Genomic DNA, 15,034 nt, shown 5'->3' with positions numbered 1-15,034 from the left:
ATAACGTATTTTTTTAGATAGATACCAGTTGAATCGTGTTCGTTTAATGCTGTAAATTTAAAACCAGGGTTAATATAAAAACCATTGATAATTATGGATTCAAGAAGACAATTTCTGATAAAGGCATCTTTACTTGCGGGTGGAGGGCTCCTTGCATCGACGATAAATAATTCAACATTTGCAATTTTCAACCAGAAAATGATGCCTAGTGATCAGCTCAATATAGCTGTTATTGGTGTAAACGGAATGGGTTGGTCTAATGTAAATGCGGCATTAAATATACCAGGTGTCAACTTAATCGCGATTTGTGATGTGGATCGAAATGTCATTGATGGCCGGCTTAATGAACTGAGCAAAAGAAATATAGATACCCGTAAAATCATCATTTATAATGATTACCGACGATTATTGGAAAATAAGGACATAGATGCTGTTATCATTGGAACACCGGATCATTGGCATGCCTTACAAATGATTCATGCTTGTCAGGCCGGTAAAGATGTGTACGTAGAGAAGCCGGTTGGCAATTCTATCGTGGAATGCAACCGAATGGTCGCCGCTCAGGTGAAGTATAATACTGTGGTCCAGGCCGGACAATGGCAGCGAAGCCAGCAACATTTCAGGAATGCGGTAGACTTTATACACTCCGGGCAACTTGGCAATATCCGGACGGTAAAAGTCTGGTGTTACCAGGGATGGATGAAGCCTGGTGCTGTGGTTCCTGACAGTGCTGCGCCGGCAGGAGTAGATTATAAACAATGGCTGGGTCCATCGGCTATCGTCCCTTTTAACAGCAGTCGTTTTCATTTTAATTTTCGTTGGTTTTGGGATTACGCAGGAGGCCTGATGACGGATTGGGGAGTCCATTTGATTGATTATGCATTGTTGGGCATGAAGGCTGAGCTTCCAAAATCTATCGTAGGACTGGGTGGGCGTTTTGCTTATCCGGATCTGTATGAAGAAACTCCGGATACACTGACCACATTGTATGAGTTCGATAAATTCAATATGGTATGGGATTCAGCGATGGGGATAGATAACGGTTCTTATAACAGGGATCATGGGATCGCTTATATTGGAAACAACGGGACATTAATCCTGAATCGTGGTGGATGGGAAGTGATTGAAGAAAAGAAAAGTACAAATAAGGTATTGAGGCCTTTTGAAAAGGCGAGCGATAACGGCTTACAGAAACACATGGAAAATTTTGTCGCAGTGATCAAAAGCCGTAAAATGGAAGACCTTCACTGTAGCATACAGGCTGGTGCTCATGTGGCCTCGGTTGCCCAGATGGGTAATATCTCTTACCGGAGTGGTCAGAAACTGATCTGGGATGCCAATGCAGGTCAATTTAGCGATAAGAAGATCAATAAAACATATCTGGAAAAAGAGTATCATAATGGATACCAACTGCCCAAAATTAGCTGATTATAGGTAATCTTTAAGTTGGGTTTTGAAATGGCGGAGGGCTTTACCGATGTGGTATTCTACCGTTTTCACCGAAATGTTCATTCTTAAAGCGATTTCGCGATGACTCAGTGATTCTTCCCGGCTCAGCTTGAAGATCCCTTTTCCAGGCTCAATAAGTTTGTTGGTGGTTTGCTGAAGCATCAGACGCAGTTCTTTCAGGTCTATTTCCTGCGCAGAATAGCCATCGACCAATGGGGGTAAAGCAACCAGACTTAATTTGGCCTGTTGCCTTTCCCGGTCGCGCAGGAAATTGAAAGACTTGTTTTTTGCACTTTGATGAAGGTAGGCGGACAAATTTGTTTTGATTGTTAAATCAGCTCTGCGTGTCCATATAGAGTAAAAGATATCCTGGGTAAGTTCCTTTGCATCTTCCTCAGATCCTGTATATTTAATGCATACGGAAAGTACCATGTCCCAATATTTTTGAAACACCGTTTCAAAAGCGTTCTGGTCATCAGCTTTAATCCGATCAATGAGTATAAAATCTTCCATCCCTATTATTTAGAAGCAATCTAAACAGCGCAAATATGCTAAGGAGAATTTGTAATTCAAAATTATATCTGTGATTAGCAGTTTAATTTCATTTTATGGGATTAATGAAGGGGAGATAGCCGCTTAGAAAAAAGAAAAGGAGCTGTGTTTTAAACATTCAGCTCCTTTTTTTTACCCCTGATTCAGCCCTTGTTCAGGGGAGGATTTACAGTAAGAGTTTCCAGAGCGGTTTTCTTTTAAAATGATGCCGGCATTCCTGCAGGTATTCATCCATGATGCGTGGCTTTCTTAAAATTAAATCTGTAATCGTATCAGATTCCGGTTCCGGAACTTTGATGGCCAGATCATCAAGCTCTACAATATGGTTGGCTAACCATTCCGGTAATTTTGCTTTCCTCGTTAACTGATTAAATAAGGCCTCCGGTGTGATGTCCACATAGTCGATTTTACTACCCGTTATGCGGGATAGTTTTGCGGCCATTTCTATATTTGTAATCGCCTGTGGGCCAGCAAGAACAATGGATTTTTCAATTAGTGCTGTGGGCGACAATAAATTATTCACGGCTACGGTGGCTACATCGCGACAATCCACATAATTTCTTGCTGCATTTCCTAAAGCTCCGAAAATCTTGCCGAAATATTGGATGGTGAATACATTCCGTTCCCAATTTTGCATAAAGGAATGAGGTCTCAGGCAGCAAAAATCCTCGATGTTTTGGGAAAGGTAATCGTCTATTTTACCATGCCATTGGCTAACCTCCACTTTTGCCGGTAATGGAACGATCGGTGCAGACAATTTAACGATCCGTTTTATACCGTTTTGTTTGGCAGCATCAATAATGTTCATTTCATGGGCTATCTGGTCCGGAGAAGTAGCCGTTAAAAGAAACAAGGCATCTGCTCCCAGACAAGCTTCTTTCAGTTGCTCGCCTGAGTTTAAATCGGCGCTTACATAGGTGATGTTTGATGGAAGGCCGTTTTTCAATACCGGGTAGGCCCGTTCAGGATTTCTGAGCACTCCTCTTGCAATACAATCCATGCCATTTAGCTGGCGCATGACCTCTTTTCCAACGGTACCTGTGCATCCAAAGACAACGATTGTAGGCTTAATTTCTTTCATTTCTATAATTCTTTATCGGTTGACGGATCGTTAATATGGTGGCACCTAAAAATGCGGAAAAAGTAATGTTAAAGTATTCTGATTGAAGTTGGAGGATCCAGGTGATCAGTACGCCCAGGCTCATCATGAATAATATAATAACCAGGGATCTGAGCAACTTTTGCGATACTAAAATCTGTTTCAGTTCCAATTGCCACAGGATCAGAAAGCTTAAGAGTGTTGACAATAGGGAAGAAATGCCTATCGTGGTATAGCTTGCCTGAATCAGGTCGCTTTTCTGAAGAATAATTCCGGAGATACCAGACATTAGTGCAGGAAATACATAAGAGGGTACAATTGCAAAGAGCAGGGAGCGCAGGGTAAAATTCCCGGCCGGGTAATTTCTGTGATTCATTAGTCTAAAAGAGTTTTATGGCTTGAGTAACAAGGTCACTGTTCAGCGTTATCGCGCAGTCATTGAACCTGGGTTTTGCCGAAGGTTTAAAGTTGTTGCCATAACCAACAGGTTCCTGAGGGATGCCGAACCAATCCTGCTTCAGTTTCTTATTGTCGTCTAAATCCTGAAAAATGGTGACTGCATAGGTTCCTTTTTTCGGTAAATCAAGGGTAAATGTCAAGGTTGAGGCATTGGCCTTAAGTGTTTTGCTGAGGAAGACTTTCTTTAAAAAATCTTCTTTTTTATCGTAAACATTTAACACGACAGTACCTTTACCGGGTTCAATATTACTGACGTTGATGTTCATTTTTACTTGTTGTGCCTTTGCAAATGCGGATGCAAAAATGGCGAGCATGATCAGGATGGTTGTTTTCATTATTTTTTGTTGTTTATTTGTTTTCTGCCAATACGATAGCTTAGTGCGGCTTTTCCGTAAGCCATGTTAGAGATGGAGAAGTCATTCACTGTTTTTTGTTTGGCATCGAACACTTCATAACGGTTCAAAAGCCCCATTCCTGCCTGTACCTGAAGCCAGATGCCCCCAACCAGTCGCTGATGTAACTGCAGGCCACCATGGATAGTGGAGAATTGTGCGTAATCGACTTCCTTTCCATTATAACCTTTATAGTTTTTCAGGTTAAAACGCGTCCAGTCTATGGAACCGGCCAGACCTATCTGGGTATTTTCAGTCAGGCTATAGAGTACATTTAACCTAGGCCAATAGAATTGCGCCAGCCATTTACGGTTCGTACTTTTGTAGTCGATGGATATTCCAGGGGTGATTAAGGTTTCTCCAAAAGAGTACATGGCATGCACGCCAAGTCCAATTTCAAGGTTTGATTCTGCGCCAAATGTTTTGGATACCCCTAATATTCCATCCAGGATCAGGTCGTCAAAAGAGACTTTCTTTTTAAAATCGGCAGCCAGGGTTGGCATTGCTATTCCTAGAATAGACCATTTACTTGAAATCGGATGTCTGATAATAATGACCGATTTTATTTCATGAATTCTGTCAATACGGTTTAAGTCGGCAACCGTTTCATTGTCATATTTAAAATCCATCATTCTATAGTTAAGGTTGCTAAAAACGCTGGTTTTGCCGATGTTGAATGGTGGAATAGGTAACCAGGCATCGTAGGTGTTCAATTGAAACTTGTTCCCTTTCAGTGAACTTTCTGATGGTAAATCTTTGAACTCACTCTTGGCATGAACGGTGACCGCAACACCGCCAATGTCCTGAATAATCTGGCTTTGACTTTTATTGGAAAACAGGAAAGCGGAGAGGAACATAAAAAGGTAAGATAACTTTCTCCTGTTTATACGATAATACAGCGGCTGATCGCAAGGTTTTCCTGCGGGTAAAAAAAACAGTTTTTGGAACAGGACTTTAACGAGGAGTACCTTCAGGTGTCCATAGGTACGCTGGGAGGGCAGCGCTTTTTTTGGGAAATTTCTAACGGGAATTGATGTTTTCATTTTCTTTGAATTTGATAATACAAAGATGGACTGAAAACAGAGGCTGCTTTAAAACAAAACCATCCTTTACCCGGACAAATCCTGCATAAATGCAATCCGGTATTCGGAAGGTGTGATTCCGACTACCTTTTTAAAGAGGCGTCCAAAATAGCTGGGGTCGCCGAAATTGAGCTCAAAAGCAATTTCAGAAATGCTTTTGGTCAGGTCCTGCAGCAACAATTGACTCTGAAGGATACTCACTTTATTGATCCATTCCTTCGGACTTGTGCCGGTTGTTTCTTTCACACATCGATGGAGGTAGTTCTCGGATACCGCTAACTCATCTGCATAAAATAAAACCGTTTTATGTGTGACATGATGTTTGTATACCAGCTCTTTAAAATTAAAGGTAATTTCGGAATTCCGGTTTACCCCTTTATTCAGCGCTGTGTTTGAAGTAAGGATCTTTTGTAATCCTGCCTGAAGAAGCGAATAGCAGATCCCAAGGTTTGGAGCCGGACTATAAAGTTCAATGCTCAGCAACTCAAAAAGAGGAGTCAGCCATGCACTGCTCTCCTTCGATAAATGAATGACCGTATTTGCGGAGAAAAGTTTGATGAGTTCCTGTTTGGACAACAGTTGATTGAGTGTCTGATCTTCAAATAGAATGATGTGTCCGGTGGCATCTTCACTTACTTCTTTTAAAGCAGTAACGTTCCCCTGCCTGATGAACAAAACTTCATTTTCTTTTATGGACAGCACATCGGCATCCACCTGCTGTTTTGCTTTCCCTCTGGTAATGTGGACGATGAAATTGAAATCAGGCCTGTGCAGGGGGCTGGGCACTTTAATAAATCCGGATGTCTTTCCGATATCATGGATTTGGATTGGTGTTTTTAAAATCACGAAATCCGTTGACATTTCGGACATATACTGACCTCTGAAATCTGTCGGGCTTACTCTTTTTATTTTAGTCACGGCTGTTTTTTATTTATCGTTTGTCTTGTTTGTAGCTGGTATTGGGACAGGCGGCATTGTGGTTGGGATAGGTGCCGGTCGGTCGTCCTCTTTATATTTTTGATACCCCTCGTAATGGTATGATTTTTCTGCACCCTCCCCACAAACGGAGTAGAAGATGCTGGAAGATGAAATACGATCTTTCAGACCGCTAAAATTGCCTTTGGTTTTGGGAGATAACTTGACATATTTACGCAAATAACGGGGATCATTATACTGATTTTGGCGATAGTAAGCCTCCTTCTCTTTTGCTTTTTTACTGATATATTGATTTGATGCTTTGTCGTACAGGTAATCGTCAGCTGCTGGCGCTGGGAAAGGGTGGTAGTGTTTATTTGCAAAGACGAAATCTCCGGTATTCTTTTTTGACAGGTCATACTCATTTTTCAACTGCATAATATCCCGCCATTGGCCTTCACCTTTATCTGTTTTCTGCTTTTTAAAGCCTTTCTCTCCAAAAGATGCGGATAGCCTCAGGAGCTTTTCATTTTCATCAATGGAAATCATTCCTGAAAAATGTTCTGCATAGCGACCAGGCACATTATAAATCAAGGTAAAATCGTTAAAGCTTTTATCTATCTGGTAGGTCCAGGAAACGTTTTTATTGGAAAGGGTAATGCTGGAAACTTTGTTTTTTCGCGTCAATACAAAGGGAGCATCAAAACAATTGGCATCTTTATTAAACACGTTTTTAATGCTGTCGGACCCCAACTGCACCAGGGTTTCTGTCGCCCTGTCGAAACCTTTAAAATCTATTCTTGACCGCATTCCGATACTTTTGTTTTGATGGGCATATACTTCAAACAATTCTGACTTATCGGGATAAAAAAGCAGATAGTCTTTTTCGAAACCATAGCTCCCGAAGATCGCGGTAGCATAACCATACAATAAGAATTTGCCATCCTCAAACAAGCAGATTCCTTCTGTACCTTTGCCATAACATCCGCTTAGTTCTTTGTAACGCAAGTCTTTATGATTTTTTTGAGGGAAAGCAGATAAGGTAAAAAGCAATATCTGGCACAAGATGATGGTTTTTTTCATGGTTTGTATACACTGTTCGATCAAAGATCAGCAATATATTTCCCAATTTTCATTCCGGAAAAGATACATCCACCAAGAAAAGTGCCTTCCAATGCACGATAGCCATGCATACCGCCGCCACCAAAACCGGCTACTTCACCCGCGGCATACAAGCCCTCTAAAACATGACCATCCGTTTTTAATACTTGTCCGTTAAGATTCGTTTCGATACCGCCTAATGTTTTACGGGTCAGGATGTTGAGGCGTACGGCAATCAGTGGCCCGTTTTCTGCAGCCAGTATCTTATGCGGTTTGGCTACACGGCCCAGTCTGTCTCCTAAATATTTTCTGGTACTCCGGATATAATTAACCTGGGTGTCTTTGGAGAATTTATTGTCCAGTTCTCTATCTCTCGCTTCAAGGAGTGACCTTATCTTTTGTTCATCCAGTAGTGAATCACCGGAAAGTTCGTTCATCTTTTTCACCAGGTCTTCCAGATCATTTGAGACGATAAAGTCTTTGCCATTTTCCTTAAACGCTTCTACCGGGGCAGGTGCTTTTTTACCAAAAATTCTTTTCAGAAAAAGGAGGTAATCTTTATTCGTGATGTCGGGGTTTTGCTCTGATCCGGACAGCGCAAATTCTTTTTTTATGATTTTTTGTGTCAGGATAAACCAGGAGTAGGCATAGCCCGTTTCCTGAATATGTTTCAATGTACCCAGTGTATCAAATCCTGGCAGGAAAGGAGCAGGGAGGCGATTTCCCTTTGCATCAAGCCAGATGGAAGATGGACCAGGGAGTATTCTTATGCCATGATTTGGCCAGATCGGGTTCCAGTTTTGCAGACCTTCCGTATAATGCCACATCCGGTCGCGGTTAATGATGCTGGCACCTGCACTTTCGGCAATGCCGATCATTTTGCCATCTACATAGGCTGGTACGCCACATACCATATTTTCCGGGGCTTTGCCCAGTCTTTCCGGCCAATTTTGTCGCACGAGTTCATGATTGGCACCAATTCCACCGGTTGCGATCACAATGTGATCTGCTTTATATTCAAATTGCGAGACGACATTTCTGTTGGTGGCAAAGCCTCTCTCTTTATCATCATTTTCCAATACATCACCGGCTGCGCCAACGATCTTATCAGCTATGCTGATCAAAGTCTTCACCCGATGCCTGAATTTCATTTGAAGCAGGCCTTTATCTCTTGCTTCATAAGCTTTTTCGACAAATGGCTTAATGACGCCCGTGCCCGTGCCCCAGCTGACATGAAAACGTGGAACAGAATTGCCATGGCCGCTTGCGGCGCCGTCTCCGCGTTCTGCCCATCCCACCATAAACATCAGTTTAATGCCCATTTTGGAGATGTATTCATATTTTTCTCCAGCGGCAAACTTCAGGTAAGCTTCGGCCCATTGCCTGGGCCAATAGTCTTCTTTACGATCGAAAGCCGCGGTACCCATCCAGTCCTGTAGGGCTAGTTCATAAGAATCTTTGATGCCCATTCTTCGTTGCTGGGGGGAATTGATTAAAAACAAGCCTCCAAATGACCAGAATGCTTGTCCGCCGATATTTTGCTCCGTTTCCTGATCGAGTAACAATACTTTTTTTCCAGAATTGGTAATTTCCATAGCGGCAACCAGTCCCGCCAATCCGGAACCAATGATGATGGCGTCAGCTTTAAACTCTTCCTTTATAGGCATATACACAAATATAAAAGAAAAGTTGAGGGTTTTATTTCAAAGAGATGGATAGTTTCATTTAACGATCGTGAATGCTGTCAATTGTAAATGTAACAATATTGTCATAGGATGATTATAATTATTTATAAGCATTCTAAATAATATACTTTTGTGCTTTTTCAATTATACCTCTTATGCGATTAACTCTACGATTGTTAAGCTTATTCCTTTTCTCTTTTATCTCCGGCAATTTAATGGCCCAGTCAAACCAAGGCATATCTGGAAGGATCCTGGATTCGATCTCCCGGGAGCCATTGGAGTTCATCACTGTTGGCTTATTCAATAAAGAGGGTAAGGTCATGCTAACCACGGTTACTACTCCGGAAGGTCGTTTTGAGCTGAAGACTGCCAATACTGAGGCATCTTTCATACGGATCTCATTTGTGGGTTATGTGACCAAACAACTTTCTGTTGCCTTACAGAGCGATAAGTCGCTTAAGGATATTTTACTTTCGCCTACGGTTAGCCAGCTCAGTGAAGTGAACGTTACAGCACTAAAGAAAATGGTGATACAAAAGCCGGGTATGCTGATCTATGATGCCGGCAATGACCCCGGAAACAAGGGAGGAACGGCAGCCGATGTATTGCGGAAAGCGCCTGTGCTCAATGTAGACGCACAGGGAAATGTGAGTATGCGTGGCAGTAAGAACATTAAAATCCTGATTGATGGGAAATATTCCGGACAAATGGCGCGAAGCCCTGCGGATGCCTTAAACATGATGCCTTCAAATATCATTGCCTCTGTAGAGATCATTACCACACCATCTGCCAAATATGATGCGGAAGGTGCGGCCGGGGTGATCAATATCATCACAAAAAAGGATAAAAAGCAAATGAACGGGGCTTTGGAAGCAGTTGCCAGTAACTGGGAACAGGCATTAAATCCGCGTTTCTCTATGGCAGATCAGAAATGGAATATTAATGTCAATGCGCACCTTCACCGTTTGCGTATGAAAAGTACAAGTGCTTACAGCCGAAACAATTTTAACGATCAGGGAGCTTTACTTTCTTCCCTTGATCAGACGAAAATACAAGACAATACAGCACCTCATGGTTCGGCTAATATTGCTATCGACTATACGGCAGATACATTGAACCGGTTTAGCTTTGGTTTTACGTCCTGGTTTGGCAACTGGCCAAACAACAACCGCCTTTTTAGTCAGGTTTCCGCAGCCAATGGCACTGTTCTGGAAAGCTATCGTCAGGATGTGGATACTAAAGCCGCCTACCTCGGCGGGGACATTAATTTTGGCTATATCCGGAAGTTTAAGGCCCCCGGACGTGAACTCGCTTTGCTGGCACAGTTCTCTCCTTCAAAAGACCGGTCACGATACCTGTCTGACAGGAGTGCTACAGACGATCAGCTTCTTTACCGGGAACTGAACAACAGCGGGACACGGAACTCCGAATGGACTTTTCAAACGGATTACCTGCATCCTTTTGGCAAAGAAAATAAATATAGTTTTGAAGGAGGGCTTAAAATGATCAGCCGGAATGTCAGCAATGATTACCGGGTAGAAGGAAGCAAAGCAGGGCAGCCAACGGTACTCGAACCAATCTCTGAACGGAACGATATATTTGAATACGGTCAGCAGGTGTATTCGGGCTATGCGATATTAAAATTCAACTTGCCGGCCAACTGGTATATAGAAACCGGTGCCCGTTTGGAGCATACCCGTTTGAATGGAAATTTCATTTCCGCCGGTAATACCTTCGCCAAGGATTTTACAAACCTGATTCCAACGGCTACCTTATCAAAAAAACTCAATGAGCGCCAGTCTTTAAGCATGAGTTATACCAGGCGACTTACCCGTCCCTATATCTGGGACCTGAATCCGAATTTAGATACCAGCGATCCGAAAAACATCGTTACCGGAAATCCTCAGCTGGAGCCGGAACTCGCTGATCAGGCCGAATTGTCTTATGCGATTTCCTTTAATTCAGGCCTTTCCCTGAACAGTGCTTTCTTTTGGAAACAGACCAACAATTCCATTGAAGACTTTACGGTTACCGATGCAAATGGGATCTCCACTACGAATAAACAAAATCTTGCGGCCAACCGTCAGCTTGGTCTGAACCTTTCTGTAGCATTGCCTTTGACCAGCAAATGGAACGTCAATTCGAATGTTAATATTTACAAGCTGGACTTTCAAAGTAAGGCCTTACAAGTGGATAACAAGGGCTGGAATGCAGAATTTAACCTGAACACTTCCTATAAGCTACCCGGGAATTTCACCGTACAGGCATTTGGGGATTACAACAGCAGGATAAGGATGCTGCAGGGCTATAAAACCTTTAAATATTTCTACAGCATTGCAGGGAAAAAGGAGCTGCCGTCTAAAAGGCTTTCTTTCACTTTAGCCTTTATCAATCCCTTTAACGAGACAATTAACCAGAGAGAAGTGATCAATAGTAAGACCTTTATTTCCAGTGCATACAACCGTAATTACAACCAGACCATAAAGATGAGTGTCACCTGGGAATTTGGAAGACTTTTCGAGCAAAAGGAAAGCAGGAAAATAAGCAATGATGATGTAAAGAGCCGCCCGAATGGCTAAGCTTTGCTGAAAAATATAAAGGAAGACCTTTTTTAGGAACAAGCCTGCAATCTTAGGATGAGCAGGCTTTTTTTATTTGCATCTTATCATTAAATCACTATGTTTGTACATGTTGTTTTGATTGGTTTGCTCGTAGCCGAGCTTATTTCTTTTAATTGCTGCTATTTAGCTTTATATAGGTGATTTGTGTTGGTTTTATATGTTTGTACATGTTGTGTTGTTTTCTCAGGTGATCTGGGGTTGCCTGACATAAACGAGGAACGTCCGACTTAAAAAAATATAGAAATGAAAGTGTTAAATTTTGCCTTGTCGATTAATTTAATTTTCGCGCTGAGCGGCTTTGATGGTTTTGCGGTGAGTAGCGCTAACAGTGGCCATTGCGCTGCCGGTATAAATCTTGCTTTCCCCAGTGGTATGGAATGTAAGTCAACCAGCGTGTACAGGTATGATAAAGACAGGAAGCCCGCGAGAGAAATCATACTCAATTTCAGCGGAAGTAATTTATATCAGGCTGCTGTAATTGAAGTTTCAGCAGAGGGAAGAACAGTAAGTACTGCTGTTCCGGCGCATAAAGAGGGCCTGGCATCAACCAAAGTAATCTTGCCATTTGGTCTTGGTGTGGAAAATGAGCTCTCCATCGCCGTTACCTTAAAATCAGGAAATAGAATTTTAAAAAAATCATTTGTTCTCGCCGCACAAAGACAATGGACCGTTTATATCTATCCGCATGCTCACGTAGACATCGGCTATACTAATACTCAGGCCAACGCGGAAATCATCCATAAACGAAACATTGTGAATGGGATAAAGCTGGCAAAAGAAACTGCAGGTTATCCGGAAGGGGCCCGGTATCTTTGGAATCCTGAAGTGATCTGGCCGGTAGAACGTTATTTAAAGGATGCCACGGCAAGCGAGAAGGAAACCTTGTTGGACGCGGTTAGAAAAGGTTACATCCATCTTGATGCCGGTTACATCAATGACAATACAAGTGTTACCGCAGATGAAGAATTTCCAAGGTATTTTAAAGATGCGAAGCTGTTGGAAAAGGCAACCGGAGTCCCCGTAAAGACGATTGTTCAGGTCGATGTGCCTGGCATGACCTGGGGAATTGTACCTATGGCCGCCCAGTTCGGGATAAAATATGTTTTTGCGCCTTTCAATGGATCTGATCGTGTAGGATTGGCTGATAAATTTAACTTTAAACCATTCTGGTGGATTGGGCAGGACGGTACTTCAAAAGTATTGTTCCTTCAGCCAGGTGATTATACGCCGGGAGCAAAAGCAAAGGGATTTAAGTACTGGCCGCTGATGGCTGGCCAAAAGGATCCTGAAAAATTGTTGCAAATTGTTAAAACCGATCATCCCCGCGAAAACTTTATTGATGGTTATTTATGGGAAAAGCTCACCGAGCTGGAAAATCATAAGGAATATCCTTATGATTTATTTCCAATGACCTGGGCCATGGCAGACAATACGCCCATTGATGCTGACTTGCCCGATGCCGTAAAAAGCTGGAATGAAGAATATGCATTTCCCCGTCTCGTCATTTCAAGTGCTACAACCATCATGTCTGCTTTCGAAAAAAAGTATGGAGATGTAATTCCTTCCTATCGGGGAGATTTTACAGAATACTGGACGGACGGTCTTGGCACAGCAGCTAAGGAAACGGCCATGAACCGCAATTCTAAGGAAAGACTGATTCAGTCTGACATTCTTTGGTCAATGCTTCATCCCAAAGAAAAAGCACCCAGGGCTGAACTGGACGAAGCCTGGCGTAATGTACTAATGGGATCGGAACATACCTGGTGTTATATGAATCCCGGACAGGCGGATATGCAGGATGTGATCTGGAAGACGAAGCAGGATTTCTTTAAAACAGCCGAACAGCTTAGTCTGCAATTGATTTCAAATGCCCTGAAACCTATGGCTGCTGAGAAATCATCTATAATAGGTGTTTTCAATACCTTGTCATGGTCACGGGATGGCTTAATTACACTCAGTGCGGATCAAAGTAAAGGCTATAATTCGGTCCGGGATGAACATAAAAATCCGGTTATTTCTCAGCGCCTGAGCACAGGTGAATTGGTTTTCCTGGCCAGTGATGTTCCGGCGTTTGGAACAAAAAACTATACGCTGAGCACCAGGTCTGCCCCTAAAACGGATCTTAAAATGGCAAAAGGGAATACCCTGGACAATGGCCTGTTCAAAGTAAGCATAGATCCGGTATCGGGAGATATTGTAAATATAACAGACAAAGCGGGGACTGAGTTTGTAAGTAAGACCGATGATGCTAAAATCAATAGCTTCAGGTATCTTCCCGGAACTGGCGAGCCGGCATCAGGAGGGCCTCAGTATGCGGCAAGCGCAGCAAGTATTAAACGCGACGATATTCAGAAAACGGTAAAAGCCAGCGGTCCGACAGAAGTGACGACTTTGATCAGGGAAAACGGGCCTCTTTTAGCCTCCATTCTGGTCAGCTCAAAAGCAGAAGGATGTAACAGCCTAACCCGGGAAGTCCGCGTAATTGCGGGCAAGCCTGAAATTGAAATCCATAATTTGATAGACAAAATAGCAATCACTAAAAAAGAAGGAATCCATTTTGGATTTGCCTTTGATATTCCAAAAGGGCATACCCGAATGGACATTCCCTGGGGAGTGGTAGAGGTGGAAAAAGACCAGCTTCCTGCTGCAAACCGCAACTGGATGAGTTTTCAACGTTGGCTGGACATCTCTAATGAAGAAAAGGGAGTTTCCTGGTGTGCCCTGGATGCGCCCACCTTTGAAAGTGGACACATGACCGCCAATGTGATTGGGGGAGCCTTTCATTCCCCGGAATGGATCAGTCACCTGCTCTTAAGTTCGACGATTTACTCCTGGGCACTTAACAACCACTGGCATACCAATTACCCTTTGTCCCAGGAAGGTAAACTGAATTTCCGTTACCGGATATTGCCACATAAACACGCTTACAACGCGGTGAAAGCGAATCGTTTTGGTCTTGAACAGTCACAACCCTTAATTGCTGCAGCCCTTAAAGAAAAAGTAAATCTTAAACCTGTAGTGACCCTGGATAATGAAAATGTGTTCATTTCGATCGTTAAGACTGCTGCAGATGGAAAGTCTATGATTATCCGGCTACGCTCCTTATCCGAAAAGGCAGAAACGGTAAAGCTGAGCCTTGCTGCTGCCAGTGGAGTAACCATCAGGAATTGCATCGCAGACGAAAGTCCGGCTGAGGAGGTAGGAAGCAGTATAAATCTGTTGCCATATGGATTAAAAACACTGACGATTGAATACAAATAATGACCATCAATCAAAACCACAGGAATCATGAAACTTAAGTTGGTAGCCTTACCAGGCCTGGGAAGGGGATGAAGACGAAGGGCAAATGGGCGCCTGGTTTGTCATGAGCTCCATGGGGTTGTTTGAAATGCGTGGCAGTACGGAAAGCAAGCCGGAACTTGACCTTACGACTCCCTTGTTTGATAAAATTGCGATTCAGCTGGACCCCAAGTATTATAAGGGAAAAACGTTTGTTATCGAAGTACATAATAATTCAAAAGAGAACATTTACATCCAGTCGGCTACCCTGAACGGCAAGGCTTTAGCCGGACCTAAAATTCATTTTAAAGATATCGTGAAAGGCGGTAAATTGCATTTTGAAGTCGGGCCGGTACCCAACAAAAGCTGGGCAGGAAAAGTACTGAAAATTGAGCTATAG

At 42.8% G+C, this 15,034-nt stretch carries 11 protein-coding genes and 1 pseudogene; 4 read left to right on the top strand and 8 right to left on the bottom strand.

Annotation, left to right across the window (positions count from 1 at the left end):
• Positions 1-93 precede the first annotated feature (93 nt).
• A complete protein-coding gene (locus DBR43_RS28995) occupies positions 94-1,428 on the top strand; it encodes a Gfo/Idh/MocA family protein (protein WP_124586812.1) in 1,335 nt (444 codons plus the stop codon).
• On the opposite strand, the gene DBR43_RS28990 is transcribed toward DBR43_RS28995, so the two are convergent.
• The 8 genes from DBR43_RS28990 to DBR43_RS28955 all read right to left on the bottom strand — a co-directional run bounded on the left by DBR43_RS28990 (position 1,429) and on the right by DBR43_RS28955 (position 8,716).
• Positions 1,429-1,962: an RNA polymerase sigma-70 factor gene (locus tag DBR43_RS28990; RefSeq protein WP_124586811.1), complete on the bottom strand. Its 534-nt coding sequence runs from the start codon at positions 1,960-1,962 to the stop codon at positions 1,429-1,431. It abuts the gene before it with no gap.
• A gap of 205 nt (positions 1,963-2,167) precedes the next feature.
• Positions 2,168-3,082 carry an NAD(P)H-binding protein gene (locus tag DBR43_RS28985; RefSeq protein WP_124586810.1) on the bottom strand — a complete coding sequence of 305 codons (915 nt, stop codon included), beginning with the start codon at positions 3,080-3,082 and terminating at the stop codon, positions 2,168-2,170.
• Positions 3,069-3,476, bottom strand: a complete 408-nt coding sequence (locus DBR43_RS28980; protein WP_124586809.1) for a hypothetical protein — start codon at positions 3,474-3,476, stop codon at positions 3,069-3,071. Before DBR43_RS28980 ends, DBR43_RS28985 begins: the two co-directional genes overlap by 14 nt.
• Positions 3,477-3,480: 4 nt before the next feature.
• On the bottom strand, positions 3,481-3,894 hold the full coding sequence (locus DBR43_RS28975; protein ID WP_124586808.1) for a DUF2141 domain-containing protein: 414 nt from the start codon (positions 3,892-3,894) through the stop codon (positions 3,481-3,483).
• The gene (locus tag DBR43_RS28970; RefSeq protein WP_233603260.1) at positions 3,894-4,994 is read right to left on the bottom strand and encodes a DUF6268 family outer membrane beta-barrel protein; all 1,101 of its coding nucleotides are present in this window, start codon (positions 4,992-4,994) and stop codon (positions 3,894-3,896) included. The genes DBR43_RS28975 and DBR43_RS28970 overlap by 1 nt, the downstream gene beginning before the upstream one ends.
• A 66-nt stretch (positions 4,995-5,060) precedes the next feature.
• Positions 5,061-5,951, bottom strand: coding sequence for a helix-turn-helix domain-containing protein (locus DBR43_RS28965; protein WP_124586807.1), 891 nt, complete (start codon positions 5,949-5,951; stop codon positions 5,061-5,063).
• 9 nt (positions 5,952-5,960) lie between these two features.
• The gene (locus tag DBR43_RS28960; RefSeq protein WP_124586806.1) at positions 5,961-7,031 is read right to left on the bottom strand and encodes a hypothetical protein; all 1,071 of its coding nucleotides are present in this window, start codon (positions 7,029-7,031) and stop codon (positions 5,961-5,963) included.
• A gap of 20 nt (positions 7,032-7,051) precedes the next feature.
• Entirely contained in the window at positions 7,052-8,716 is a 1,665-nt protein-coding gene (locus DBR43_RS28955) for an FAD-binding dehydrogenase (RefSeq protein ID WP_124586805.1), read from the bottom strand.
• Between the two features lie 233 nt (positions 8,717-8,949).
• Here DBR43_RS28955 and DBR43_RS28950 point away from each other — a divergent pair, with 233 nt between their 5' ends.
• The 3 genes and pseudogenes from DBR43_RS28950 to DBR43_RS28940 all read left to right on the top strand — a co-directional run.
• Positions 8,950-11,313 (top strand): outer membrane beta-barrel family protein, encoded by a 2,364-nt coding sequence (locus DBR43_RS28950; protein WP_158622624.1) that lies wholly within the window; start codon positions 8,950-8,952, stop codon positions 11,311-11,313.
• A 285-nt stretch (positions 11,314-11,598) separates the two neighbouring features.
• A complete protein-coding gene (locus DBR43_RS28945; protein WP_124586803.1) occupies positions 11,599-14,616 on the top strand; it encodes a glycoside hydrolase family 38 C-terminal domain-containing protein in 3,018 nt (1,005 codons plus the stop codon).
• A gap of 67 nt (positions 14,617-14,683) precedes the next feature.
• Positions 14,684-15,034, top strand: a pseudogene (locus tag DBR43_RS28940) (glycoside hydrolase domain-containing protein); the annotation flags it as partial.

The sequence above is a fragment of the Pedobacter sp. KBW06 genome (assembly GCF_003852525.1).
Classification (GTDB): domain Bacteria; phylum Bacteroidota; class Bacteroidia; order Sphingobacteriales; family Sphingobacteriaceae; genus Pedobacter.
The sequence above is the reverse complement of the archived record's forward strand: the minus strand, read 5'-3'. Positions and strand labels throughout refer to the sequence as shown.

Coding starts and splice junctions, on each gene's coding strand:
- DBR43_RS28995 (WP_124586812.1), top strand. CDS start 94: ATGGATTCAAGAAGACAATTTCTGATAAAGGCATCTTTACTTGCGGGT.
- DBR43_RS28980 (WP_124586809.1), bottom strand. CDS start 3,476: ATGAATCACAGAAATTACCCGGCCGGGAATTTTACCCTGCGCTCCCTG.
- DBR43_RS28955 (WP_124586805.1), bottom strand. CDS start 8,716: ATGCCTATAAAGGAAGAGTTTAAAGCTGACGCCATCATCATTGGTTCC.
- DBR43_RS28960 (WP_124586806.1), bottom strand. CDS start 7,031: ATGAAAAAAACCATCATCTTGTGCCAGATATTGCTTTTTACCTTATCT.
- DBR43_RS28945 (WP_124586803.1), top strand. CDS start 11,599: ATGAAAGTGTTAAATTTTGCCTTGTCGATTAATTTAATTTTCGCGCTG.
- DBR43_RS28975 (WP_124586808.1), bottom strand. CDS start 3,894: ATGAAAACAACCATCCTGATCATGCTCGCCATTTTTGCATCCGCATTT.
- DBR43_RS28985 (WP_124586810.1), bottom strand. CDS start 3,082: ATGAAAGAAATTAAGCCTACAATCGTTGTCTTTGGATGCACAGGTACC.
- DBR43_RS28990 (WP_124586811.1), bottom strand. CDS start 1,962: ATGGAAGATTTTATACTCATTGATCGGATTAAAGCTGATGACCAGAAC.
- DBR43_RS28970 (WP_233603260.1), bottom strand. CDS start 4,994: ATGAAAACATCAATTCCCGTTAGAAATTTCCCAAAAAAAGCGCTGCCC.
- DBR43_RS28950 (WP_158622624.1), top strand. CDS start 8,950: ATGGCCCAGTCAAACCAAGGCATATCTGGAAGGATCCTGGATTCGATC.